At 41.2% G+C, this 23,971-nt stretch carries 24 protein-coding genes; 20 read left to right on the forward strand and 4 right to left on the reverse strand.

The features are described 5' to 3' along the window. Positions 1-584 precede the first annotated feature (584 nt). From NSS82_RS14650 to NSS82_RS14670, 5 genes are all read left to right on the forward strand, one after another. Positions 585-872, forward strand: a complete 288-nt coding sequence (locus tag NSS82_RS14650; protein WP_038570504.1) for a hypothetical protein — start codon at positions 585-587, stop codon at positions 870-872. Continuing rightward, positions 817-1,275 (forward strand): outer membrane protein assembly factor BamB family protein, encoded by a 459-nt coding sequence (locus NSS82_RS14655; RefSeq protein WP_076179036.1) that lies wholly within the window; start codon positions 817-819, stop codon positions 1,273-1,275. Before NSS82_RS14650 ends, NSS82_RS14655 begins: the two co-directional genes overlap by 56 nt. A gap of 11 nt (positions 1,276-1,286) precedes the next feature. Next, entirely contained in the window at positions 1,287-1,826 is a 540-nt protein-coding gene (locus NSS82_RS14660; protein WP_076273852.1) for a hypothetical protein, read from the forward strand. Between the two features lie 284 nt (positions 1,827-2,110). After that, the gene (locus NSS82_RS14665) at positions 2,111-2,839 is read left to right on the forward strand and encodes a PdaC/SigV domain-containing protein (protein WP_076273851.1); all 729 of its coding nucleotides are present in this window, start codon (positions 2,111-2,113) and stop codon (positions 2,837-2,839) included. 103 nt (positions 2,840-2,942) lie between these two features. Then, entirely contained in the window at positions 2,943-4,349 is a 1,407-nt protein-coding gene (locus tag NSS82_RS14670) for a GNAT family N-acetyltransferase (RefSeq protein ID WP_081386758.1), read from the forward strand. 55 nt (positions 4,350-4,404) lie between these two features. Here the strand turns inward: NSS82_RS14670 and thyX are convergent, their stop codons facing one another. Beyond that, positions 4,405-5,121, reverse strand: a complete 717-nt coding sequence (gene thyX / locus NSS82_RS14675) for an FAD-dependent thymidylate synthase (RefSeq protein ID WP_038570515.1) — start codon at positions 5,119-5,121, stop codon at positions 4,405-4,407. Then, positions 5,118-5,654: a GNAT family N-acetyltransferase gene (locus NSS82_RS14680; protein ID WP_076273850.1), complete on the reverse strand. Its 537-nt coding sequence runs from the start codon at positions 5,652-5,654 to the stop codon at positions 5,118-5,120. The genes thyX and NSS82_RS14680 overlap by 4 nt, the downstream gene beginning before the upstream one ends. A 167-nt stretch (positions 5,655-5,821) precedes the next feature. Here NSS82_RS14680 and NSS82_RS14685 point away from each other — a divergent pair, with 167 nt between their 5' ends. Both NSS82_RS14685 and NSS82_RS14690 read left to right on the forward strand, forming a co-directional pair. Then, entirely contained in the window at positions 5,822-7,063 is a 1,242-nt protein-coding gene (locus NSS82_RS14685) for a stalk domain-containing protein (RefSeq protein ID WP_036686374.1), read from the forward strand. Positions 7,064-7,182: 119 nt separating this feature from the next. Beyond that, complete coding sequence (locus NSS82_RS14690) at positions 7,183-7,371, forward strand: hypothetical protein (protein ID WP_036686376.1); 189 nt, start codon at positions 7,183-7,185, stop codon at positions 7,369-7,371. Between the two features lie 143 nt (positions 7,372-7,514). On the opposite strand, the gene NSS82_RS14695 is transcribed toward NSS82_RS14690, so the two are convergent. After that, positions 7,515-8,804, reverse strand: coding sequence for an adenylosuccinate synthase (locus NSS82_RS14695; protein ID WP_076104291.1), 1,290 nt, complete (start codon positions 8,802-8,804; stop codon positions 7,515-7,517). A gap of 115 nt (positions 8,805-8,919) precedes the next feature. Between NSS82_RS14695 and NSS82_RS14700 the strand changes: the two genes are divergently transcribed. The 7 genes from NSS82_RS14700 (at position 8,920) to NSS82_RS14730 (ending at position 17,965) form a co-directional block, all read left to right on the forward strand. Continuing rightward, complete coding sequence (locus tag NSS82_RS14700; RefSeq protein WP_036686616.1) at positions 8,920-9,798, forward strand: LysR family transcriptional regulator; 879 nt, start codon at positions 8,920-8,922, stop codon at positions 9,796-9,798. Between the two features lie 51 nt (positions 9,799-9,849). Continuing rightward, positions 9,850-11,091 carry a molybdopterin-dependent oxidoreductase gene (locus NSS82_RS14705; RefSeq protein WP_076273849.1) on the forward strand — a complete coding sequence of 414 codons (1,242 nt, stop codon included), beginning with the start codon at positions 9,850-9,852 and terminating at the stop codon, positions 11,089-11,091. Positions 11,092-11,243: 152 nt separating this feature from the next. After that, positions 11,244-11,987: a hypothetical protein gene (locus NSS82_RS14710; RefSeq protein ID WP_038570529.1), complete on the forward strand. Its 744-nt coding sequence runs from the start codon at positions 11,244-11,246 to the stop codon at positions 11,985-11,987. Positions 11,988-12,000: 13 nt separating this feature from the next. Continuing rightward, positions 12,001-13,689, forward strand: coding sequence for a VWA domain-containing protein (locus NSS82_RS14715; protein WP_076273848.1), 1,689 nt, complete (start codon positions 12,001-12,003; stop codon positions 13,687-13,689). Between the two features lie 24 nt (positions 13,690-13,713). After that, positions 13,714-14,853: a toxic anion resistance protein gene (locus NSS82_RS14720; RefSeq protein WP_036686385.1), complete on the forward strand. Its 1,140-nt coding sequence runs from the start codon at positions 13,714-13,716 to the stop codon at positions 14,851-14,853. Positions 14,854-15,008: 155 nt separating this feature from the next. Next, the gene (locus tag NSS82_RS14725; protein ID WP_051491455.1) at positions 15,009-15,731 is read left to right on the forward strand and encodes a sensor domain-containing protein; all 723 of its coding nucleotides are present in this window, start codon (positions 15,009-15,011) and stop codon (positions 15,729-15,731) included. Positions 15,732-16,573: 842 nt separating this feature from the next. Next, the gene (locus NSS82_RS14730; protein ID WP_076273847.1) at positions 16,574-17,965 is read left to right on the forward strand and encodes an alpha/beta hydrolase; all 1,392 of its coding nucleotides are present in this window, start codon (positions 16,574-16,576) and stop codon (positions 17,963-17,965) included. A gap of 172 nt (positions 17,966-18,137) precedes the next feature. On the opposite strand, the gene NSS82_RS14735 is transcribed toward NSS82_RS14730, so the two are convergent. Then, on the reverse strand, positions 18,138-18,866 hold the full coding sequence (locus tag NSS82_RS14735) for an SDR family oxidoreductase (protein WP_076273846.1): 729 nt from the start codon (positions 18,864-18,866) through the stop codon (positions 18,138-18,140). 165 nt (positions 18,867-19,031) lie between these two features. On the opposite strand from NSS82_RS14735, the gene NSS82_RS14740 reads away from it, so the two are divergent. The 6 genes from NSS82_RS14740 to NSS82_RS14765 all read left to right on the forward strand — a co-directional run bounded on the left by NSS82_RS14740 (position 19,032) and on the right by NSS82_RS14765 (position 23,964). Then, the gene (locus NSS82_RS14740; RefSeq protein ID WP_036686390.1) at positions 19,032-19,370 is read left to right on the forward strand and encodes a winged helix-turn-helix transcriptional regulator; all 339 of its coding nucleotides are present in this window, start codon (positions 19,032-19,034) and stop codon (positions 19,368-19,370) included. Between the two features lie 27 nt (positions 19,371-19,397). Continuing rightward, positions 19,398-19,850 (forward strand): hypothetical protein, encoded by a 453-nt coding sequence (locus tag NSS82_RS14745; RefSeq protein WP_081386757.1) that lies wholly within the window; start codon positions 19,398-19,400, stop codon positions 19,848-19,850. Between the two features lie 217 nt (positions 19,851-20,067). After that, entirely contained in the window at positions 20,068-21,084 is a 1,017-nt protein-coding gene (locus tag NSS82_RS14750) for an ABC transporter substrate-binding protein (protein WP_036686393.1), read from the forward strand. A gap of 13 nt (positions 21,085-21,097) precedes the next feature. Continuing rightward, complete coding sequence (locus tag NSS82_RS14755) at positions 21,098-22,114, forward strand: FecCD family ABC transporter permease (protein WP_076273844.1); 1,017 nt, start codon at positions 21,098-21,100, stop codon at positions 22,112-22,114. Between the two features lie 25 nt (positions 22,115-22,139). Beyond that, positions 22,140-23,144, forward strand: a complete 1,005-nt coding sequence (locus NSS82_RS14760; RefSeq protein WP_076104305.1) for a FecCD family ABC transporter permease — start codon at positions 22,140-22,142, stop codon at positions 23,142-23,144. Between the two features lie 19 nt (positions 23,145-23,163). After that, positions 23,164-23,964: an alpha/beta hydrolase gene (locus NSS82_RS14765; protein WP_076104284.1), complete on the forward strand. Its 801-nt coding sequence runs from the start codon at positions 23,164-23,166 to the stop codon at positions 23,962-23,964. Positions 23,965-23,971: the final 7 nt, after the last annotated feature.

Below are 23,971 nucleotides of genomic sequence, written 5' to 3' on the forward strand. Positions count from 1 at the left end.
TGTATTTTGTACAGCTATTTTCTTGATTTACAGCCTTAGTGGTGGCTTCTCGTGTTTTTAGTTGTATAAAATGCAACTAAAGTCAAAATGATTGCATTTGCCTACGAAATAACTGTATAGAATACATTTATTCTATTCCTCAGATTCCCCTGAGATCCGGTGTAATTGAGCCATTGAAGATTGATTAGTGTTTTGGGATTGATTAATTTTTTAAATAATTAAGTTAGAACCACATGTGAATAATACTCCATGTGGTTTCTTTTATTAGTTAAAGCCCACCCCAGTACCCAATGCCGAATGAACCCTTCGTTCAACCATCAACACAACTAACCTATGTTATAGAGAGCAGTTTTTCGCTTTTTACGTTGAATTTATGATGGTGATTCATTAATGTGAGTATATCACACGATATCGCTACGACGAATTCAATGTGTCCAAAGACTCGGGGAAATTCGACCTTAACTGGTCCGGCTCGGATAAACTTGTTTGACCAAACCAGCCTAGCTAAGATTTTAATTAGGCTTAAGAAATACAAGATATCCAATTTGTATCCCTTAACTTATATAACAAAGGATGGGCAAACTATGGTCGATTATAATAACAACGAAGGAATAGGCGGTTTTCAACAAGGTAGCTATCGTCCATTAGCCATTCATCCCATTGATGCGAATTGGACCAGACAATCCCGATTCAGAGCTCCAACATCGCTTTCAGTTTTGAAGCGAGTTGTTGACTCGGGGCGGCCGGATTTTTCATATGGATTAAGCTCGTTTACAGTGGATGAACAAGGGAGAGCCATTTTAGCTGTGGGGCAGGGTGATTTCGAGCTTAATCATCAATACGGCAAACCATATTTACCTGTGTACATATGAAGATGAGTCACAAATTATTGGGAGACTCTATGCTTTTGACGCGGATGGAACCATAAGATGGGTTTACAAGTGCTCGTCCATATTTTGGTGCGATCCGGTTATTTCCCGTGAAGGAATCATATATGTTGGTCAAAATGTGAATTCCAAACTTTATGCTTTTAGTCCTGATGGAGAGTTGTTGTGGGAGAAACGGATGGGTCAAGGAGAAGGGCACCGTCCCCCTGTCATAGATCAGGATGGGGTTATGTATTGGTGTCTTTCTAGCCAGTTATATGCCATTGCTCCGGATGGCGAAGTGAAATGGATATACCAACCGGAGGAAAGTTACGTTGACACCAGCCCTTCCCTGGGCGCAGACGGTAATTTATACGTAAATTTGACCGGCGGGGAATTCATTTGTTAGGTGGTTGAATAATGGGAACTTCATTTGCTAATCTCCACGTGTTTACAAACGATAAGGAAGCCGTGCTGAAGAGCTTGAAACGGCTAAGACCTAAAGGAAGCTACTACATCGGGCAGTCCCAAGGCTGGACAACAGTACTGGGGGAGAAGTTCAACTGGGAAACGATTGGTGAAAGCGCCAGATCTTTGTCTAACTTGATCTCTTCCCTTGTACTTGCTATAGGATACTTTGATGATGAAGTGTTGGAAATATTCATTTATCAGAATGGGGAAATACTGGACAGATATGCTGGAGGTGATGTTCTAGAAGAATATGAAATGGAGCCGGAGACTTTTGACTACGCTGCAGTTGTCGAACGTTTGAGGTTGACCGTTTCGCCCGATTCTTTGGGTGTCATGTTCCAGAATGATGATGTCCGGGAGATTGTAGAGCAACTGGAGACTGTTGTGCCTGCTCCGCTTATTCTGAAATATGACTGGGTAGAGGACGATGAGTCGCTTGGTGGGGAATTTGTTCACGTCCGCAGAGACCTTCAAACTATCAAAGCCTAAGAGGATTTGCTCCGGCACAGTGAATTATATAGTCCTAATTAGAAAAGTGTTTTTTTATAAAATGCTATAGATATGATAGGGAAAGCCAAATGAAAGGGAGTTTTTCTTTTATAGTTCGTGATGAAAATATAGATTTTGAGGAAATAAGTAAAAGGTTAGATCTATCACCAACTTCAATTATTAAAAAGGGGCAATACATTAGAGATGGTGGGAGAACAAAAGCGCTGTAGCTCAAATCATAATTCAATTTTGATGGAAGGAGCATTAATATTAAGAAAACCACCATGTTATCCATAATTCTTGCTGTAGTAATGTGTGCTGTAACAGCTTGTGAAAACAAGGAGTCGACACTTGAAAACCACATAAACGAAACTAAGCTAATCGAAAATCAACACAGCATTTCTTATGAATTATCTCCGGAGTTATATACTTACAATGAACAAATTAATATTAACTATCCGCAAATATCTATTTTTGGAAAACCGAATGAACAAGAGAAGTTAAATGAAATGATCAAGGAACGTGCTTATAGTTATTTGGATAATTACTCTCCGGAGGAAAAAGAGACCTTTAGTTTAGATATGGATTATTCTGTATCATTAGAAAATGAGGGCTTACTAAGTATTCAGTTTTCAGGATACAGTTATGTTGAAGGTGCTGCTCATCCTGTAGATATTTTTGATACTATAAATATTGATATGAAGAAATTTGAACCCCTACAATTAACTGATATCGTGACCATCGATGCGGAATTTTTGAAGGAGCTGAAGGAAAGTGAACTTCAATCCGATATTATTGAGCAAAAGAATATTCTTACTGAAAGATCAGATGAGGAATGGCTGACTTCACTTCAGCACGCAGATACTAGTGAAGCGGATATAAGATGGTACTTGACGGAGAATACGCTGGGGATAAGTGTGCAGATTTCTCATGCTATCGGAGATCATGCTGAGTTTGAAATCAAGTATGACAAACTGAAGCCTAAGCTGAATACTTTTTTCTTCCAGAAATAATAGAGCCTATTAAATTCCCTTGATTTAATAGAATAATTTACCGATAATGTAAATGGGGAACCCAGAATCAAATCCGTCATGAAGCAGGAGGCACTATCGGACAATGATGACTTTAATGAACATGGTGCGGGGAACGGAGAACGATCTTCCTGCTAAAGAAATGATTAAGTATTGGAATCATGAGCCTGGAACTTTAAAGATGGTAAGGGCCAGTAGCAATTTTATTTATACCTTTCAGTGGAATGGTAAACGCTTTTATTTAAGGTTTACTCATGAAGAGGATAATTCTGCAGACAATATCCAGGCAGAGCTGGATTTTATGATGTATTTATTAGAGCAAGGTTATGAGACCGTCGCTCCTGTGCGTTCTAAGTCTGGCAATTGGATTGAAACGTTGTTAACGAATCACGGGCGATACCACGGGGTAGTTTTTGAACAGGCCCAGGGTGAATATGTTTCACTTGATGAGATGAAGGAACCTCATTTTTATCAATGGGGCCAATCGCTTGCACGTCTGCATAATTTTTCTGAAACCTATGCACCGAGCACGCCTTATCGCAAAAGCTGGGTCGATTCATTGAATTTTATTTATTCCGTATTGAGCAGGCATCCTGAGGAGCATAAGGCGCTTAAGGAATATGAGCGGATTGAAGCTTGGTTATCAGAGCTCCCTTTTGGAGTGGGGCATACTGGGCTCGTACATTATGATTTTGAGATGGATAATATCTTTTATATGCAAGAAGAATCCCGCTACAGTGCCATCGACTTTGATGACTCTATGTATCACTGGTTTGCGATGGATATTACATCGGCGTTAAGAGACCTGACGGAATCGGATGATGATAAAAGTAGAAGAAACATTGACCATTTTATTAGTGGATATAGATCGGTTAAGCAGCTAGATGATGAGTATATTAAGTTGATACCTGAATTTCAAAGATTTGCAGACTTATACAGTTTTGCTAGATTACTTCGGTGTATGGAGAATTCGGATGATTCTATTTTCCCGGATTGGGCGCAACAGCTTAAACTGAAATTAGAAAGAATTTGTGACCGATTACGAACCGGCTTTCAAGCACATATAGTGCTGAAGGATATCACGGAAAAAAATTGGTACGCTTGTACTCAATTAGAAGTATCGGATGCGCAAAAGTCTATTTTCCCCGTACCGGTGGTCTATTGGTTAGCAGAAGCAGCTTATTGTGGTATGACCCCGCTCGCTTTATATGCAGATGAGGAATTGGTAGGTTTCTCTGTGTATAGCGTAGATCCTGAGGATGGAAGTTATTGGATTATGGCTTTTATGATTGACCAGAAGTACCAAAACAGAGGTTTAGGCAGAACGGGTATGGATACCTTAATTCGTTATATTAAAGCAGAACATCATTGCGACAAAATCGTTATTGGCCATCGGATCGAGAACGAACGTGCTTCGAATTTATATACATCACTCGGGTTCGTTGAAGTCAGTAGGGACGAGGTTGAAGTTATACGAGGGTTGGTAGTGTAGAAAGGGAGAAGCCGCCAAAGGTTTGGCGGCTCTTTTTTTATATAAGGAAATAAAATTAATCTACAGAGCCGGTAGTCAGCAGCTGATCAAAAGAGACAGGGAATAGTGGCTCAATTAGCGATAAAATTGCTTTTGCATACTCCTGAATTTCTTTCTGAGCGTCATGCTCCAGTCTTTGATTTAAAAAATGAGCTACAGATTGAACTGAAGCTGTCCAGTACCAACGAACGAATAATCCATAAGCAGGTAGAAACAGTCTTGCTTGTTCAGCACATATGCCATCTGCTAAAGCTGCTTCATACTTAGATAATCCTAACTCGGTGTATTCTTGAAGCTCGCGGGTGTATTTTTCACCAAGCTCCCATGCAATGATGTCGCCACTGCCTTGTTTGGAATTCTCTGGTTTGGATCTCCATTCTCCCGCAGCAGGTTGATAAAAGACGGGTTCTTCTGTAATGTATCTTCTGCTGGATTCGTTCCAGGCTTCCAAGCTATCCCCAGTACCTTCGTAATGAGCAGAACCGACTACGTATTTCCACCACTGTCTCGCAACCATTAATGGGGCATAAACCTCAAATTGAGTGATGGCATGGCGGAAAGGAGAGGTATGTCCTTCACGGGCAAGGAATTTTATTAGTTTAATATCCCGATCACTAAGCTCAAAAGATTGTTTAGCATAAGATACACGCGCAGCGTTAGCAACCGTTAAATCTGAGCCCATATGATCTACTAATCTTACATAACCTTCATTTAAAACTTTGATTGTTGTCAATTTAATGTAGCCTCCTTTTCCAAAGCAGAGTAAATGAACTCGTCACACCATTGTTGATTGCAAAATCTAGTCTCTCTGAGGATTCCATCCCTAATCATTCCTGCTCTAATCATAACTTTTTCAGATTGAAGATTCTCTGCATTGGCATATGCAACGACTCTATGGGCATTAAGAGAGCTAAAGGCGTAACCTATCAGTGTTTTGACGGCATCTGTCGCATAGCCCATTTTCCAGTATTCCGGCAGTAGGACCCAGCCAATCTCCCACTCTCTGATCTCTTCCCAATTTAACTTTATACTTACGTTACCTATGGGTGTTCTATTTTGCTTAGTACATACTGCTAAATCATAATGCTCACGGGGATCGCTGGTAGTATGAGTCAGAATCGAAAGGAAGTTCTCTCTAATTTGTTTTGCATCTGGTGCGGTATTTTCATATTTGTGAGACAAAGGATTAAGTTCCAGTTCTTCATAAAAAGAAAAATCATCGCTTGTATAATCTCTTAATATCAATCTGTCGGCTATTATCTCCACGGGCTAACACCTCCTAATCCATGATTATAATGGAAGACTCTGTAATTATCACGGAGTAAATTCACTAGAAATACAAAAAAATATTTCTGTAAATTTTTCTCTAGTAAAATTGTGGAATTGTGATACAGTAATTAAGGTTTATATATTTAGAGGGGGATGTAAGGAAAATGAAAGCTATTAAATGGAGCATCACTGCAGCGTTAGCAGTATCTATGTTGGGTCCAATACATACAGTGAAGGCGGCAGATACGCGTAACGTCGATTACGATCAAGGTAGTATTTTACGGAGTGCCAGTTCAGTTTCTTCATCATACAATGAAGGCAATCAGCAGGTTGAAGATTTGATATTTCAGATGGATGCTACGGAAATCACTGTTGGGGATAATGTTCCGGTACAAATCTATGCTAAAGATGCCGATGGCATATCCGAACGCGTCCCGTTAGCTCAAGCAAATGTCGTAATTGAAAAACCTTATTTGCTGCAAAAGCAAGCCGATGGCACAATGAAAGCCTTAGCGGTAGGAGAAACGAACGTAACGGTCATTTCAGGATCAGATACCAAAACAATAAAAGTTTCGATCAGTGCGGACCATGATATTGATCAAGGTGCCTTTGTTAATGGAACAATGTATTTGCCGGTTCAATCGGTTTTTCAAACGTTGGGAGCAACAGTCCAAGTTAATACAGCAACTAAAACCTTTAGCATTCGTCTAGGTGATTTGCCAATACAGCTTCAACTCGGAAGCGATATTGCAATGGTGAATGGTGCGAAGGTCAAAATGAGTGGTAAAGTGCAAAAGATCGACGGATCTACAGTTTTTCCTGCCACGCTTTTAAAGACTGCACTGTCAGCAGAGTTAATTTGGGATGGAAATTATCAGACGATGGAGATCTACTTCGGCAAAGCAGAGTTGTTCGCCTATACGAAACAAACCGCGCAGATTTTTAAGAAGGAAGAACAAGGAAACCTCGTTAAGTTCATTGGAAAAACATATTGGCTCAATCAATTCGACTCCGATTATAAGTTCCAAAAAGTCACTATTGTAGATATTCTACCTGATTATGAAGGTGAATTCGCCATTTCATTTAAGGTTTTATCGACGGGGCAAATTCTTAACTCTTATAAAATGTCGGGAGATGAGTTGATCCGTACATTAGGAAATAAAGAATATTTCTTAACAACGGATCCATTTAAGACCTATAAGTGGTCGGATGCGATTTGGACTAAGATTAAAAAGAGCATAGTTGCTACTGGGATGACCAAGCAGCAAGTGGAGTTTAGTTGGGGTAAGCCAATAAGTAAATCTACACTATCAGGTAGTGGCATTCAAGTGGAGACCTGGCAGTATGGTAATTATAACTATGTTACCTTTACGAACGGTGTTGTCTCCATGATCTATACGAATTAATTCTTCCTTATTTCTGCGTTACTTTAGTCATAGAGCCTGTCTTTGCGACATATCATTTTGGAGAAGCACTTTCAGAATTAAAGTGTTGACTATTGTTGTTCGAAATGAGGGGTTTATTCATGGCAAAGTCAAAACGTGGACATGCACTTTGGAATTTACCATCAAGGGGCAGAGGGACTTGTCCAATCTGTCAGAACACCCGTATTAAGCTGCTTTATCCCAAGAAAAAAACGGATGGAGCAGTCGTTAAGGTCTGTAAACGCTGTGATAAGGCTCCGCAGACAAAAGTAGATGCCGTGTTGATTTAAAAAGAGTACACAAAAAAGAGGCTGTCTCAAAAGTGGATTTTTCTACGTATGAGGCAGCCCTTCTCATGAATAAAACAAAGAAGCGCTTCTCTAATAAGAGAGGCGCTTCTTTTAAATTCTACAGAGATTTAGTACGTATATGATTATTTCGTTATCCGATTAATGACCTGTTCGCGTCTAGGACCCACGGAAATCGTAGTAATACGCGTGCCAATAGAGGTTTCAATAAAATCAATGTAAAGCTTAGCTTGTTCTGGCAGATCTTCGAAGTCGGTGATCTGAGAGATATCGCTGTTCCAGCCAGATAAATGCGTGAATATCGGTTTTGCAGAGTTCAGTTTATTCGTAGCCGGGAACTTGTCGGTGATCTCTCCATTTTCAAGCTCATAAGCCACACAAACCGGAATCTCATCCAAATAACCAAGCACGTCAAGATTAGTCAACACGACTTCAGTGGCACCCTGCATTTGGCAACCGTAACGAGTAGCTACAGCATCAAACCAGCCCATACGTCTAGGACGGCCAGTCGTAGCCCCGAATTCCCCGGCATCGCCACCTCTTGTACGAAGTTCATCCGCTACGGGTCCTTCTAATTCCGTAACAAAAGGTCCAGCGCCGACACAACTGGAATAGGCCTTGGTTACAGCGATGACATTCGTGATAGCTGCTGCAGGAAGACCAGCACCGACAGGTGCAAACCCGGCAAGTGTTGAAGAGGAGGTGGAGTAAGGATAAATACCGTGATCAGGATCACGCAGAGCCCCAAGCTGACCTTCAAGTAAAATAGTCTCTCCCTTGGCATAAGCCTCTTGCAGTAAGTCTGTTGTATTGGCTACATAAGGCGCTAGCTGTGCAGCTTCTTCTTGCAGCTGAGCCATTAATTCCGAGATTTGGATAGGCGTTTTCTTATATAAATGCTCAAGTAATATATTTTTGGAAGCGAGTAATTGTTCAAGACGTTTCTCAAGTCGAGCAGGATCAAATAAATCCGCTACCTGTATGCCTAGCTTTGCATATTTATCTGCGTAAAATGGTGCGATTCCTCGTTTTGTTGAACCGAATCCTTGAGATCCCAGACGTTCCTCTTCTAGTTCATCAAACAAACGATGGATTGGAAGCACGATTTGCGCCCGTTCGGATACGAATAATCTAGGTTTTGGCACGCCTCTATCCGTTAAAGCTTTCAGTTCTTTTATTAATACTTCTGTATCAAGTGCTGTTCCTGGTCCGATAATGTTTGTAACGGAAGGATAAAATACCCCAGATGGCAGCATATGCAATGAAAATTTTCCATATTGGTTTATGATGGTATGCCCAGCATTACTACCACCTTGAAAACGAACGACAAAGGAAGATTGTGCAGCTAGCACATCCGTCATTTTTCCTTTTCCTTCGTCGCCCCAGTTTGCTCCTACAATTGCAATTACGGTCACGCGTTTTCGCCTCCCAAGCTTGTTTTTGGCTACAGGACTAAGTATAATGCTAGTTAAATCATTAGAAAAATTGATATAAGTTATATCTATTATAAGGTGGAGTAATGACGTGGGGATGGACATTAATTTGGAGTGGTATCGCTCTTTTTATTGGGTAGCGAATACAGGGAGCTTAACTGCTGCGGCAGAACGACTCAATATTACACAACCGGCAGTAAGTCACACGATTAAACAATTGGAAGAGAAAATGGGCGGCCCGTTATTTTTTCGCACTTCTCGCGGGGTTGATCTAACAACAGAAGGAAAAGTACTGCTTAGCTTTATTGAACAAGCCTTTCATCATGTAGACATGGGCGAAAGAGCGATCGCAGATATGAACAATCTGAACAGCGGCGAGATTCATATCGGAGCAAGTGACACCTTATGCAAATATTATCTGTTGCCTTTTTTGGAGCAATTTCACGAACAATTTCCCAATATCCGCATTCATATTACGAATCGTACGACACCAGAAACACTTACGCTTTTAAAAGAAGGAAAAATTGATTTTGGTATCGTCAGCTTGCCGACATCTGATAAACAGATTGATTTTCGCAAAAGTACTCAGCTTCAAGATTGCCTTGTAGGAGGCAAAGGTTTTCGTCATTTGGCGGACAAGACCATGCCGCTTGCAGACATTCAGCAGTATCCGTTGTTATGCTTAGAAGCGGGTGGGAGCACCAGAAAGTATATGGATCAGTTTTTAGCTTCTAATCATTTGACGATTACACCTGAATTTGAACTGGGCAGTGTGGATTTGCTTGTTCAGTTTGCGAAACGTGGTTTTGGCCTTGCTTTTGTTATTCGTGATTACGTAACCGAAGAATTGAAGAAAGGTGAGCTTGTCGAGATTCCTCTGGACCCACCTTTGCCAGAACGTAACATAGGAATTGCTACCCTGCGTGGAGTTCCTCTTACAGCTGCTTCAAAGTCTTTTCTAACATTATTAGAGTAGAATCAGGATAAAGAGCTATTTGAGCATACATAGTGAAGAGGAGGAAAGGTAATGAATTCTTTACTGGCTCGACTGCGCAAGGGATACGGGAAAAAGCTTCGGGCGCTTCATACCTGGAATGGCTGGCTGATTGTGTTGCTCACACTCACAGGACTTGTACTTGTAGGTGGCTTCTGGCGTGGCTTCTTAGGGGAAGGCAGAGTATGGATCAAAGGGCTTCATATCGTGGTCGGTGTTGTTTCGATTATTCCGGTTATTTATTATTTGCTGCTGGCAGGGAAACATTGGAAACAATTGAAGGAGCGGCCTTGGCAACGTTTTAATGTAATCGTTGTACTTTCATTGCTGCTAGGCTGGTTCGTTTCAGGAGTGCTACTTTGGCAATTCCGCGTGGTGGGTCCACATGTATCGAACGTTGCTCTGGTCGTCCATGACTTATTGACCTGGATAGGCCTTCCTTATATTATTTATCATTCTTTGACTCGGGTAAAATGGCTTAAAGAACCGAATCGGCGGGTAGTGAAAAGCGGCATTGAGACAGGTAGCCCTTCGAATCATCGGGAAACCCCGCAGCCGGTTTATACACGTAGAGCTTTCATACGCGGATCGATTGGTGTTGGGCTTGCGGTAACTATAGGCCCATCGTTTATAAAATGGCTCGGCAGTTCAATTGGAAATATCGGGGGCAGCGAAACGATTGATAAGCTGATCGAAAGTGATCGCAATCAGTTGTTGCCTGCACCCCAGCCACTGGCGGCATCCTCACCCCCTCTCGGAGGAGGGGCGCAAGGACAATTCCGTGTTTACACAGTCACTCCGATTCCGGAGTTTACGAACAACAATTGGTCTTTTACGATAGATGGGCTTGTGGAGCAGAATTTCAAGTGGAACTGGGAACAGTTCGTAAAGCTGAAGCGGACCGTTCAGGTGAGTGATTTTCACTGTGTGACAGGCTGGTCAGTCTATAAGAATACCTGGGAAGGCATCAAGCTAAAAGATCTTTTGAGTCAGGCCGGTGTGAAGCCCACAGCTAAGACTGTGAAATTCTATTCGGGTGATGGTGTATACACGGATACACTCACATTGGAACAAGCTGACATGGATGATGTGCTGGTCGCAGTAATGCATGATGGAAAGCCGATTCCTAGCGATCTCGGCGGTCCTGTACGGTTAATCGTTCCGAAGATGTTCGCATACAAGTCTGTGAAGTGGCTGAACCGGATTGAGCTGATCGAAGGCGATCATACGGGATATTGGGAGCAACGCGGGTATTCAAATGATGCGTGGGTATAAAATAGTGATCGTTAACCTTAATGGGCTTATTGCCTGTTAAGGTTTTTTTTGTTGATTAATTCCTTATTTTTTTAACATATAGCAAATGAAGAGACGTAATAACAGAAATTGCTCCATACAATAGAAGTGACTGGATGCAGGAGGTGGTTGTGATGAACGGGGTTAGAGCCATAAAGCTGTTGGGACTTATTCTCGGTGTGGTACTACTGAACATTATCGTGTTGTCACCAGGTTTATTAGGGGTGGAAATCGGAGGAACCAGTGTATTTGAAACCGCTTTGGGTGTGACATTGTTGTTTGTTAGTCTACTTGTTGTTCTTTATGGAAGTTATATTTTATTGTTTAAACCTTCATCTATCCCTGCTGTGAAAACACTGAAATCTTATGAGGATTATATAGCCGCGCTTACTCAATACAAAAATGTCAAAGTACTGAAAAAAGACATTGCGCTTGCTCTAGATCAGATATCCCGGATGGAAAAGAAGAGAAGTACCTTGTTAGATGTTTTAGGTCAGAGATTCGAATCCACTGAACTTAGCTTCAAAAAATTTAATGCAGTCAGTTATGAAGTAGCGAAGCTTTTTTACCTGAACATTCGAGGGATTCTGAATAAACTCAGTGTATTTGATGCCTCAGAGTTCACCCTTTTCTCCAGCCGGCATAGACCCTCACAGTTCTCAGATAAATTGGTGCAGAAAAAGACAGCTTTGTACAATGAATATTTGGCCTACGTAACAGGGTATCTTGGGGCAAATGAAGAGATTCTGCTGAAGCTGGATAAGCTGCTGCTGGAAATATCGCTACTCGACAGTACAGATTATACAGATGTTGAAGAGATGCCTTGTATGAAGGAAATCGATGAGTTGATCAAGCAGACGAAATTTTATAAGCAATGAAGGGGAGATGTGTATGGCTAATAAAGGAAAAACAGTAGCAGTTTTAGGGACCATTACGGTGGTAGTTTTTGCTCTCGTGTATTTTGGAATCACCTTAACCTCTAATATAGGAAAAACCGAAACCCAGATTTCTTCCGAAGATGCGGGGAAGCAGCTAGAGAAGCTATACAAGAACATAAACGTGACTACGGCTGAGCAAATCAAAGGCCAGATTGACCTGGATCCTGTTGCGATTGGGGATTCATTACCAGATATCTCAAAGTTTCCTGTATCCGTAGACAATACAACAGATAGCTTTGTAGAGATATTCTCTTCTACTGAAAAATCAGGAACAGGTAATGACGGGTGGCTGAATGAAGTTGCTACAGATTTTAACAACTCTAATATTGAGGTGAACGGGAGTCACGTTTCTGTGAAAATCCGTAATATTGCTTCAGGTACAGCGACAGATTACATAAGATCTGGGAAGTATGTGCCAGATGCCTTTACCCCTTCAAATGAGTTGTGGGGCGAAATGGTAAAAGCAAACGGGATGAACACGCAGCTAATCACTAAACGCCTTGTAGGTAATGTAGCTGGTATTGTTACCAGTAAGGCGAAATATGATGAACTAATAGAGAAATACGGTTCTTTAAACGTAAAGACGGTTACAGACGCTATAGCAAATAATGAATTATCAATGGGTTATACCGATCCTTTTGCCAGTTCTACGGGTTTGAATTTTCTGGTAACAGCGCTTGGGACGTTTGGCGGTGCAGATTTACTTGGAGAGCAAGCGGTGCAGGGCTTTGAGAAATTCCAAGCAAATGTACCCTTTATCGCCTCAACCACTTTACAGATGCGAGAGGCTGCAAAAACCGGTAAGCTTGATGCTTTTGTCTTAGAATACCAGATCTTTGTGAATGCAACAGATTTGAAGGGGGGGTATGTATTCACTCCTTTTGGTGTAAGACATGACAGCCCGCTTTACGCTTTGGGTGATCTTCCTCAGGAAAAACTCGATATTATTAAGAAGTTTGCTGAGTTTGTTGAACAGGATAAATACCAGGATCTGGGGGAGAAAAAAGGCTTCAATGGTCTTAATGATTACCAATCAGAGCTTAGTACAGTGGATGGCAGTCTCATATCCTCAGCTCAGAAGCTGTGGAAAGAGAAGAAAAATGGCAATAAACCTATCGCCGCAGTATTTGTAGCAGATGTCTCAGGAAGTATGAACGGGGAACCCTTGAACCGTTTAAAGCAATCTTTATTAACAGGCCAGAAGTACTTGGGCAAGGATAACAGCATTGGTTTTGTCTCTTACTCTGATAACGTTACAATCAATCTTCCGATTGGAAAATATGACACGAACCAGCAGTCCATGTTTGTTGGTGCGATTGACAGCCTCCAAGCAAATGGGGGGACGGCTACTTTTGACGGAATCGCGGTAGCCATTCATATGCTTCAAACGGAATTACAGCTAAATCCGGATCTGAAGCCGTTGATCTTTGTATTAAGTGATGGGGAGACCAATGCAGGGCATTCCTTGAATGATATCAGAGGTCTGATTGAAACCTACAAAATCCCGATTTACACGATTGGCTACAATGCGAATATCAAGGCGCTTGAGAGTATTTCGAGTATAAATGAAGCGGCCAACATCAATGCAGATACAGAGGATGTAGTCTATAAAATCGGCAACCTGCTCAATGTTCAAATGTAAGCTATATTTTATAGGAGGGGTTCTATGTCGTTTACTATGGAAGTCGTAAGTCAGGAAAAGCTGAAATCAGTAATTGAGGAGCAGGTCAAACCTGAGCCCGAGGAAGTATCACAACTCAAAGCACTGGCAGTAAACAATGTCTCCGCCATTCTGGATCTGAATTTAGAGTCACTGGATAAGCGAAAAGGGGTGCTGCAATCCATTGATAGCTTCGGTATGGAAACGATGAGATCCTCTTCGGACAAAAACTCCCTGTTGCAGATTTCTGTGGGGAATTTATCAAAAACAGGAGATGAAGGCGGCCAAGTAGCAAAAGGTTTGACGGAGCTTAATCTCCAGCTGAAGGATTTGGATCCCAGTGCAGTAGATTTTGCCAAGACGGGTTTTCTAGGTAAGTTCTTTAATCCATTACGTAGTTATTTTGCTAAATATCAAAAGGCGGATGCTGTGATTTCAGATATTATAATTTCTTTAGATAAGGGTAAGACCGTTTTGAAGAACGACAATACTACGCTGGAATTCGAGCAACAGGCCCTTCGGGAACTCACAAAAAAGCTACAAAAAGAGATTCAGCTCGGCATGTTGATGGATCAGGAGATAGAGACGCAACTGGAAGCGGCTAAGCTGCGTGATGAGGATGAGGAGAAAGTTCGGTTCATTACAGAAGAAGTGCTGTTTCCGTTGAGGCAGCGTGTTATGGATTTGCAACAGATGCTTGTAGTGAATCAACAAGGAATTATGGCCATAGAAGTAGTTATTCGAAATAATAAAGAGCTGATCAGAGGGGTGGACAGAGCTAGAAATGTTACCGTGTCTGCCTTGAAAATATCGGTTACGGTAGCTAGTGCGCTGTATAATCAAAGAATTGTTTTGAAAAAGATCGAACTTCTAAATCAAACCACCGATAGCCTGATCAGCGGTACCTCAAAAATGTTGAAAAACCAAGGGGCGGAAATCCATAAACAGTCGTTAGAATCAAGTATTTCAGTGGATACATTAAAGCAAGCTTTTACAGATGTGCTATCCGCTCTCGATTCCATCAGTACTTATAAGCAGGAAGCTCTCCCCAAAATGCGTGAAACTATTAATCAGTTCAGAGAGCTGGCAGATAATGGCGAACAGCAGATTGTACGGCTGGAAAAGGGAAATAACTTGGGATTGTAGCCTAGCAAAATCATAAAACCGATCAATTATGCGCCTTGAAGGAATAAATCCTAGCCTTTAGTCTGGTATGACTCCAGCCCCAAGACTGTTTTGAGCCTTCTCTTTCCCACGTATAATGAGATTAATTGAAAAACGTGAGAGGAAGGACAATAGAAATGAATGATAAGTTATACTCTATGCCGATGGGAGCTCTTGATTCCATGCATATTCCAGCAGAATCCCAACCCCAATCTAAAACGCGCAAACGTGGAGCAAGTCCAAAGACATATCGGAGTATTTTATACTTCTTAATCTCTTTGCCGCTTACGATTGTATATTTCGTGTTTATGGTGACAGGGCTGACGTTATCCATTGCGTTAACCCCAATATTCATCGGAATTCCTTTGTTTTTTGCAGTAGCTAAGGGATTGGATTACATCGTACAATTTGAGCAAGAGCTGGTCAGATCATTGTTAGATATTCCTAGACCTAGTGAAGAGGCCAGATCGGAAATGCAGCTGGAGGGAGCGGGCTTTCTGCAACGAATGAAGTTAGGTTTTCATGGAGCGAAGTTTGCCCGTAACGTTATGCTGATTATGGGTCGATTCGTATCCAGCATTATATTCTTTTCAATAACAGTAACTGTAGTAGCGGCTGCACTGGGCCTGATTACACTACCTGTGCTGCACCAGATTTTCTTGCAAACCATGGATTTGAACATTTTAGAGAATAGTGTGTTTGCTTTGTTCCAGATCGACTGGACATTATCTCAACAATATATCTCCTATGTAGTAGCTGGATTTGTTGTTGCCTTGTTAGCAAGTTGGGTGATTCGTATGCTTATGGATGTGCAACGTAGAATGCTGTTTGTATCCTACGAGGAAAGACAACAGTACTAATTGGAAAGAAGAGATTATCTCAAAACAACAACCCTTTCTGAATCTGAATAAAACACCAGACAGTGATCCTTCAGTTCGTGGAGAATCACTGTCTGGTGTTTTTGGTCTGCGGGGAGGTTTGCTTTTGCAAATGATGAGCTAGTGGAGGTTGTCTGATTGCTTCTTTGATTTTTTTGCGTCGGAAGTTGAAGGAATCTGCGAAATAGCTGTACTTTGTGCAGTTATTTCGAGTGCCAAAAGAATAATCCTGACTTTAACTGCACTTTATACAACTAAAAACTAGAGAATCCACTTATAAGGGAGTAATTTCAGAAAATAGCTGCACGAAATACACTTATATCCAGTGATCGAGCGTTCTGTTTGATTATAGTTGTATGAAATACAATTAAACTCGAACGCTTTTACACATTGCCCCCCCGTCAACTCAACTCTCCATGCATCACTTGTCGCTGGAGTGTAATCGCACAAATTATATAGATTTATATGTTCATTCATAGGCGCGTGTATCAGGTTAGAGATCAGTTAGTCTTCAACAATCATCTCTTTGGGAACTCCAAGCAGGCTTTTCCTATTCCTTTATGCCTTTGAATGATGTTATAAAAATATGCCCTATTCCTGCCTGCTATGGCAATGCTACAAATTGTAGCCCTCACGGAGCGATCCGTAAACCGTTCTTCGGGTTGTTTGGACGTTGTCGGAGTTGGTTTGTATGTCCCAGGATGTACTTGGTTTAGAGCTTACTATAATGCTCCTCCAACTTGTGAAAAAATGTTCATAATCCTATATAAATCCTGTATAATAAGAGTTGTGAAAACGTTTGAACAAAAATCAGGAGGGGTTCTATGCATTCAAATGGATTATTTAGATGGAGGTTTTGGGGATTTGCAGTATTAGTTTTGTTAGCGCTTTCGGGATGTTCCAGTAACGGAAATGTAAATGAAAAAGTTGCTACATCACCAACCCCCAATCCAACGATAAGCAATACTTCTAATGCATCGGAGAACCCAACCAATGTGGGGGCGGCAAAAGGTACTGTGCACATAGAGAATCTAGGTGAGCGGAGAATATTTGTTTATTTACCTGCAGGGTATGAAGCTGACAGTGGGCGTTATCCTGTTGTGTATATGCACGATGGGCAGAATGTTTTTAATACAAATACCAGCTCTTTAGGCAAAGAATGGAGAGTTGAGGAGATCATTGATCAGCTTGTTGCTGATGGAACCATGGAGAAGGTTATCGTGATAGGAGTCGCTTCAAGTGATGGATCAGAACGGGGAATGGAGTATGTTCCATTTCCGGAGGAGTCTATTCCAACGGATGGAACGAGTGCAGCCGAATTTACCCAATATTTTATCAATACAGTTATTCCCTATGTGGATGGTGCTTACCGGACCATTCCCGATCGGGATCACCGGATGATCATGGGATCGTCTTTCGGTGCTGTTCAGGCATTATGGATGGGATATCAACATCCGGAGACTTTTTCGTCGATAGGAGCTTTATCCCCTGCTACTTGGGTAGGCAATGGGCGCATGTTGGAGGAGTTGGCGAAAGAGTCGGGGAAGCCTGCATTGAAGATTTGGCTCGACATGGGTGTAACCGAAGGAATGCCAATTGATCCGCTTGTGAATGTGTTAAAGTCGAAGGGATTTGTATCAGGTAAGGACCTATTCTTTCAGATGGACCCTTTGGGTACACATGAAGAGAAGTCATGGAATAGACGTGTACATAGTCCATTGATAATGTTTGCCGGGAAAGAGGCTGGACAAAAGATCAAGCTAGCAGTAAGCGACTATCTGACATTAATCGGACCAGAAGCTATCGATGTGCGTCTTAATTTACTAGTTACTATGGATAATGGGATGGATTTTACAATCCTTGACGGAGTTGAATATCAAGTGTTGAATCCTGAAGTAGGGCAGGTAGACAATGCAGGTAACGTGAGCTTCCTGAAGCCGGAATCCTTGAAAGTAAATGTTTCATTTCAAGGTGTTACTGAAGAACATTTGGTTAACTATGAGCATTATGTAAAGGTATTTAAAGTTTATGTGAAATCTCTTGATGTTGACGAGCATGGGGAGGAGTTCTCCATTAACCTGGAGCCCTCTGCTCGGAAATTAAATTCAACTCCTGAGTATATCTCAGCGCTAGTGAGTGCCGCTGAAAAAATCGGTATATATACAATTAAGGAGACTCAGGAGGATGTAATTCGTATAATCTTTACTACGAAGTAGTCATTGGAGTTCATAATCAAATGAGGTTATGCTCCTTATTTGAATTTACTATGATCTTAACTAAGGGAAACGGATCCCCTGGCTGATAATCAAGGAATTCTTCCCTAATTCTTTAAACTAAAAGAAGCTGACTCAATAAGTAGAAATTCTTACTTATTGAGCCAGCTGTTTTTTATCGCAAAATATATCCCCCATCCGGAAATAAAGTACTTCCTGTTGTATAGCTATTGGTCATCAAATAAATCGTTGTATGTGCTGCTTCGTCGGCATGGCCAACCCTGCCAAGGAGATTGATATTCGTATATTCGTCGTAAGCCTTGTCTCTAGTTTCCTGTTCTGCACCTTCCCAATTAAAGTTGGTATGAATGGTTCCGGGGGAAATAACATTTACCCGAATCGGAGCCAATTCTACTGCTAATGCTTTACCCAGACTTTCAATTGCGCCGTTACAAGCTGCATAGGAGGCACCGTCTGCAAGTGGACGTTGGCTGAATGCGCCGGACATAAGAACAATGGAGCCTGTAGGGTTGATAAAAGGGATAGCATGCTTTACAGCATTATATTGCGGCCAGAACTTTGCATTAAAGCAATTGTGAGCAACCTCTAAGCTCGAAGTAATCGGTCCTCTAACATAGGAGGCGCCCGGAGTGAATAAATGGTCAAATGCGCCGATTTTTTCAAAGAAAGCTTTCAAGTCCTGTTCATTTTGATTATCTAGTGAATATATTTCAACAGAATCGAATCCTAAAAGCTGTTGAGCTTTCTCTAATTTATCATGTGAACGTCCAGCGATTATGACAGCTGCGCCTTGTTCAACCGCTTGTTTGGCAGTCGCAAGCCCTATTCCGGAGCTTCCTCCGATAATGACGATACGCTGGTTTTTTAATGAAATAGTGGACATATTTATCTTCTCCGTTCATAGTTAATTGGACTTATTAAGTTCTGTTTTTTATTATTAGCTATAAAATATAACCTGCACAGTACGCACTTTTTTCGTACTAGGTACGATTTTTCGTACTAGCTGGTTCGAACATATAGTTATATAACTATCGAAAGAGGGGATCACATGGATTTGCTGGAGCCGAGATTGACTGGGGTTCTTACAACACTTGAAAAGATCGGTGGAAAGTGGAAGCCGCTCATTTTATTTATTTTATTGATAGATGGCACAAAAAGATTTGGGGAACTTAGACGGATCATCCCTGATGTTTCCCAAGGTACGTTAGCTAAACAATTACGGGAGCTTGAAGAGGATCAGCTTATCGACCGGGTGAGTTATCATGAGCTTCCTTTGAGGGTAGAATATAGTATTTCAGAACATGGAAAATCGCTAATTACAGTGTTGGATAGCATGTGTGGCTGGGGTAGGATGCATAAAGAATATTTGAATAATACAAATAAGTAGAGGGGGGACATTATTATTCATACTATTTTGCAGGAACCAACGGGTCAGACCTACAAGACGCTGGTACAGGTAGCTATGGAAGTATGTGATGAATTTATTCTAGTAAAACGTGATCAGATGGAGTTGGAGCCAGAAGGATTTGAACTGCTTGAACAGCTGCAACCATTTCTCAAAAAGGTCATAAAAGATGACTATTGGCCGGGGACTCGGCTTATGGGGCATTATGCAGATGTTTATTTTTTTAATTGTTCACCTGAAGCGGTCGATATTCTTTTATCCTATTCCACCAGCTTGTACTCGTGGGTACAGACCAGGCTGCCTGATGATCTTTGTTTTCTAAAACAAGGACAACCGTGGCTAATCAATACAGCCCATGAGAGAGAAAGCAATTTGATCACTGATGTGAATGAGGAACTTAATAGACTAGAGGAGTGCGGATTGTTGTTCCGTGACTTATCTGAGTTTTATAACGTTCATTAAAAATTTAACTCATATTTAGTGCAGAAGAACCCGCATTTGGTGCGGGTTCTTCTGCATGCTCATTAATATTTCTACGCATCTGTTAAACTACAAGATTTCATATATTCAAAGAAAAGTATTGATAATTATTCTCATATGATTTAATATGATAACGATTCTCATTATCATCACTTTGGTTTGAAGAATGATAAATAAAATATAGATGGGGAGATTGAATATGAATCAGAAAAAATATTTATTAGCTGGGGTATCAGCAGTTTTAGCTTTGAGTTTGGCAGCTTGCGGTAACAATGAGAAGGATAAGACAGCTTCAGAAAAAAGCACAAATAATGCTGCAGTAGCAGCAGAAGGAACAGCAAATAACAAAGGAAATGCGGCTCAGGAGGCAGTTGCCACTGAACAAACCGTTACATATTTGGGCAAGGATTATGTCGTGCCTGCAGAGATTAATAATATTGTAGCAGCAAGTCTCGAATCTATGGAAGATGCTGCCATACTGGGAGTGAAACCTGTAGGTGTACTTGCGATAGCTGATGCTATTCCAGGTTATCTGTCAACAGAGCTAGCGGGTGCATCCTTAGTGGGGGATAAATTTGCTCCAAGTAATGAAGCGATCCTGCAGCTGGATCCAGATGTTATCTTAGGGTCTTCCAAGTTTGGAGAAGATGTGGCCGGCGCACTTAATAAAATTCAAACGATGATTCCTTATTCACATATTTCAACGAACTGGAAAGATAACTTGCTCTTATTAGGTCAATTATCCGGTAAGACGGCAGATGCGGAAAAGATTATTAGCGATTATGAATCTAAAGCCGCTGATGCTAAGGCTGAAATCGGAGAAAAGCTGAAAGATCAATCCATTCTAGTCATTCGTATTCGTCAAGGCAGTATGTGTGTATATCCTGCTGGCGTTTATTTGAATCCGGTTATTTATGAAGATCTGGGCGCTGCCATTCCTGAGGTGATCTCCTCTACAGAGGCACAAGCAGAGCTTTCATTAGAAGCTTTGGCGGATATTAATCCGGACTATATTTTCTTGCAGTTTGAGACTAGTGAGAATACTGATAATGCAACAGCACTTGATGATTTGCTCAAGAATCCGATCTTCAAAAGCGTTACTGCTGTCAAAAATAATCATGTGTTTGTAAATGCAATTGATCCGTTGGCACAAGGTGGAACGGCTTGGTCTAAAGTAAGATTCCTGGATTCAGCAATTGAAAACCTGTTGAAGTAAAACCAAAGGTGCGATGAATAAAATGAATACAAAAAATTGGAAAGTTATATTGATCCTATCAACTTCTCCATTATTCATCGTATTAGCAATTGTTGTATCCGTCTTATATGGTGTTAAAGATATTGGAATATTGACAATATGGCAGGCGATTACACACTTCGATGCTAATAATGTGGACCACAACATTATTATGACATCTAGATTTCCGCGTGTAATCGCCGCTTTATTAGTTGGAGCGGCTCTGGCTGTTTCAGGGGCGTTAATGCAGGGGGTTACACGTAACTATCTTGCATCACCATCGATTATGGGAGTAAATGACGGATCGGCATTTGTTATTACGTTGGCTATGGTGTTTTATCCGGGATTATCAAATGTTCAGATGATTATTTTATCCATGGTGGGTTCAGCCATCGGAGCGGGTTTGGTTTTCGGATTTGGTTCATTGGTCAAAAACGGTTTATCACCAGTCAGGTTAGCAATTATTGGGACTGTAATTGGTACTTTTTTAAGTAGTATCGCCTCAGCAGTAGCGATGTTTTTTCAAGTCTCACAAAATGTTAGCGTCTGGTATAGCTCGAAAATACATACCGTTAATCCAGATATGCTAATATTATCAATTCCTTTTATAATCGTTGGACTGCTCTTGGCGGTTAGTATTTCTAAATCAGTAATGGTTGCTTCCCTGGGGGATGAAACGGCGATTAGCTTGGGTCAACGAACAAAATGGGTGAAAATTGTCAGTATTATATCTGTTGTATGTCTGACCGGGACAGCAGTAGCTTTAGTTGGCAAGATAGCCTTTGTGGGCCTAATCATTCCTCATATTACACGTTTTATCGTAGGTATAGACTATCGCTTTATCATTCCTTGCTCAGCGGTGATTGGAGCTGTTTTTTTAGCGTTATGCGATGTCTTAAGCCGTTATATTAACTTTCCGTTTGAGACGCCAATCGGTGTTGTAACAGCCTTTATTGGAATCCCGTTCTTCCTTTATTTAATTCGGGTTAAAGGGGGAGAGCAGCGTGGATAGAAGTAAAATACAGTTTAGCCGCTATATGCTGACACTATTAGTTTTTATCCTGTTAACCCTTGTGGCGGGGTATTTTCATCTTACGAATGGCGTGTTTGATATGTCTGTAATGGATGTGATAAAAACGCTGCTGCGAATAGATCCTAACCCTAAATTTGATCTGGTTATTTTTCAGTTTCGGTTACCACGGATCATTATTGCTTCTTTAGTAGGAATAGGTCTGGGGATGGCGGGAACTGTCATTCAAGGAATTACCCGTAACGGGCTGGCTGATCCAGGGATCCTTGGGATTAATGCAGGCGCTGGAGCTGCCATCGTCGCGTTTATGTTTTTCTTTCAGATGTCGGGAGTTACTTTTTTCAAAGAAAGCTGGTTCTCGATACTAGCCATGCCGCTGTTTGGTTTTGTAGGTGGGCTTGCCGCAGTTGTGATTATCTTTATTTTCTCTTGGCGGAATGGTGCACTCGATATGCAACGCTTGATTTTGACAGGGATCGCGATTAGTAGTGGTTTTGGTGCGTTGTCGTTGTATATTTCTCTGAAAATGAATGCAAGTGATTATGAAATGGCCGCGGTTTGGAGTGTCGGAAGTATTTATAGCGCGAACTGGACTTATATCATTATGATCGCACCTTGGGTGCTTATTTTAGGATTTGTAATGTATCGAAAAAGCTATTTACTCAATTATTTTCAATTGGAGGATTCCAGTACAAAAAGCTTGGGGATCTCGGTAGAAAAAGAAAAGCTGATCTTTCTGTTATGCAGTGTGGGGATTGTAAGTGTTTGTGTATCTGTATCCGGTTCTATAAGTTTTATAGGCTTGATGGCTCCTCATATCGCCAGACGATTAGTAGGAATTAATCACCGCTATATTATGTTATCCAGTGCAGTGGTTGGGATGTTTTTGCTGGTGATCTCAGATTATTTTGCCAAAACAATATTTCAGCCGGCAGAGTTACCCGTGGGTATAGTCGTTTCGATTATTGGTATTCCATATTTCTTATATTTATTAGCCAAGTCAAGAGTGTAGGGGAGAGAGTACAGAAAAAATGACAACACAAGTAGAGCTCGAACACACAGAATCATGGAAACTTGAATCTCAGTATATGGGTTACACGTACGATATAAAGGTTTCTCTTCCCAGAGAAGCAGCACCAGAAAAGGGCTTTCCAGTATATTACATGCTCGATGGTAATTCATATTTTCAATTAGGTCGGGATGTCGTAAAACTGCAGTCAAGAAATGCCCCAAAAACTTTTATTGCACCAGCAATTGTGATTGGAATTGGACATTATGGTACAGATGAAGAGGTCTCTAAAAGAAGATTTTATGATTTCACACCTCCTGCGAGGCAGTATGTATATCCGGATCGATTGAAAAATGCTGACATAGGACCACATGGTGGGGCTGAGAAGTTTTTAGCTTTTTTAGAATTAGAGTTAATGCCAGCAATCAACAAGAAATATAATGTGGATCAGCATAAACAAGCCTTGTTTGGTCACTCTCTCAGCGGTTTATTTGTCCTCTGGACGTTATTCACTCGTGCGAAGCTATTCCAGTATTATTTGGCCTCTAGTCCATCCATTTGGTGGAATGATCATGAAATCCTGACGTATGCGGAGCGGTTTAATAACAATGGTCAAGTGAAGATGACCGATAAACAAAAGTTATTGATTACCGTAGGGAGTGAAGAGTCGTTTATGGTCGATGACGCAGCATTATTATTTTCAAAAATGAATGAATATGCTCTGCCTAATTTAGAGGTTGAGCACTATGTCGCACCCAATGAAAATCACGCTTCTGTAGTGCCAACGATTATGAGTAGAGCGTTTCGAGTGCTGAACTGTTAAGGAGTGG

Origin of the sequence: Paenibacillus sp. FSL H7-0735, assembly GCF_038008505.1 — a bacterium.
Lineage (GTDB): Bacteria > Bacillota > Bacilli > Paenibacillales > Paenibacillaceae > Paenibacillus_AQ > Paenibacillus_AQ odorifer.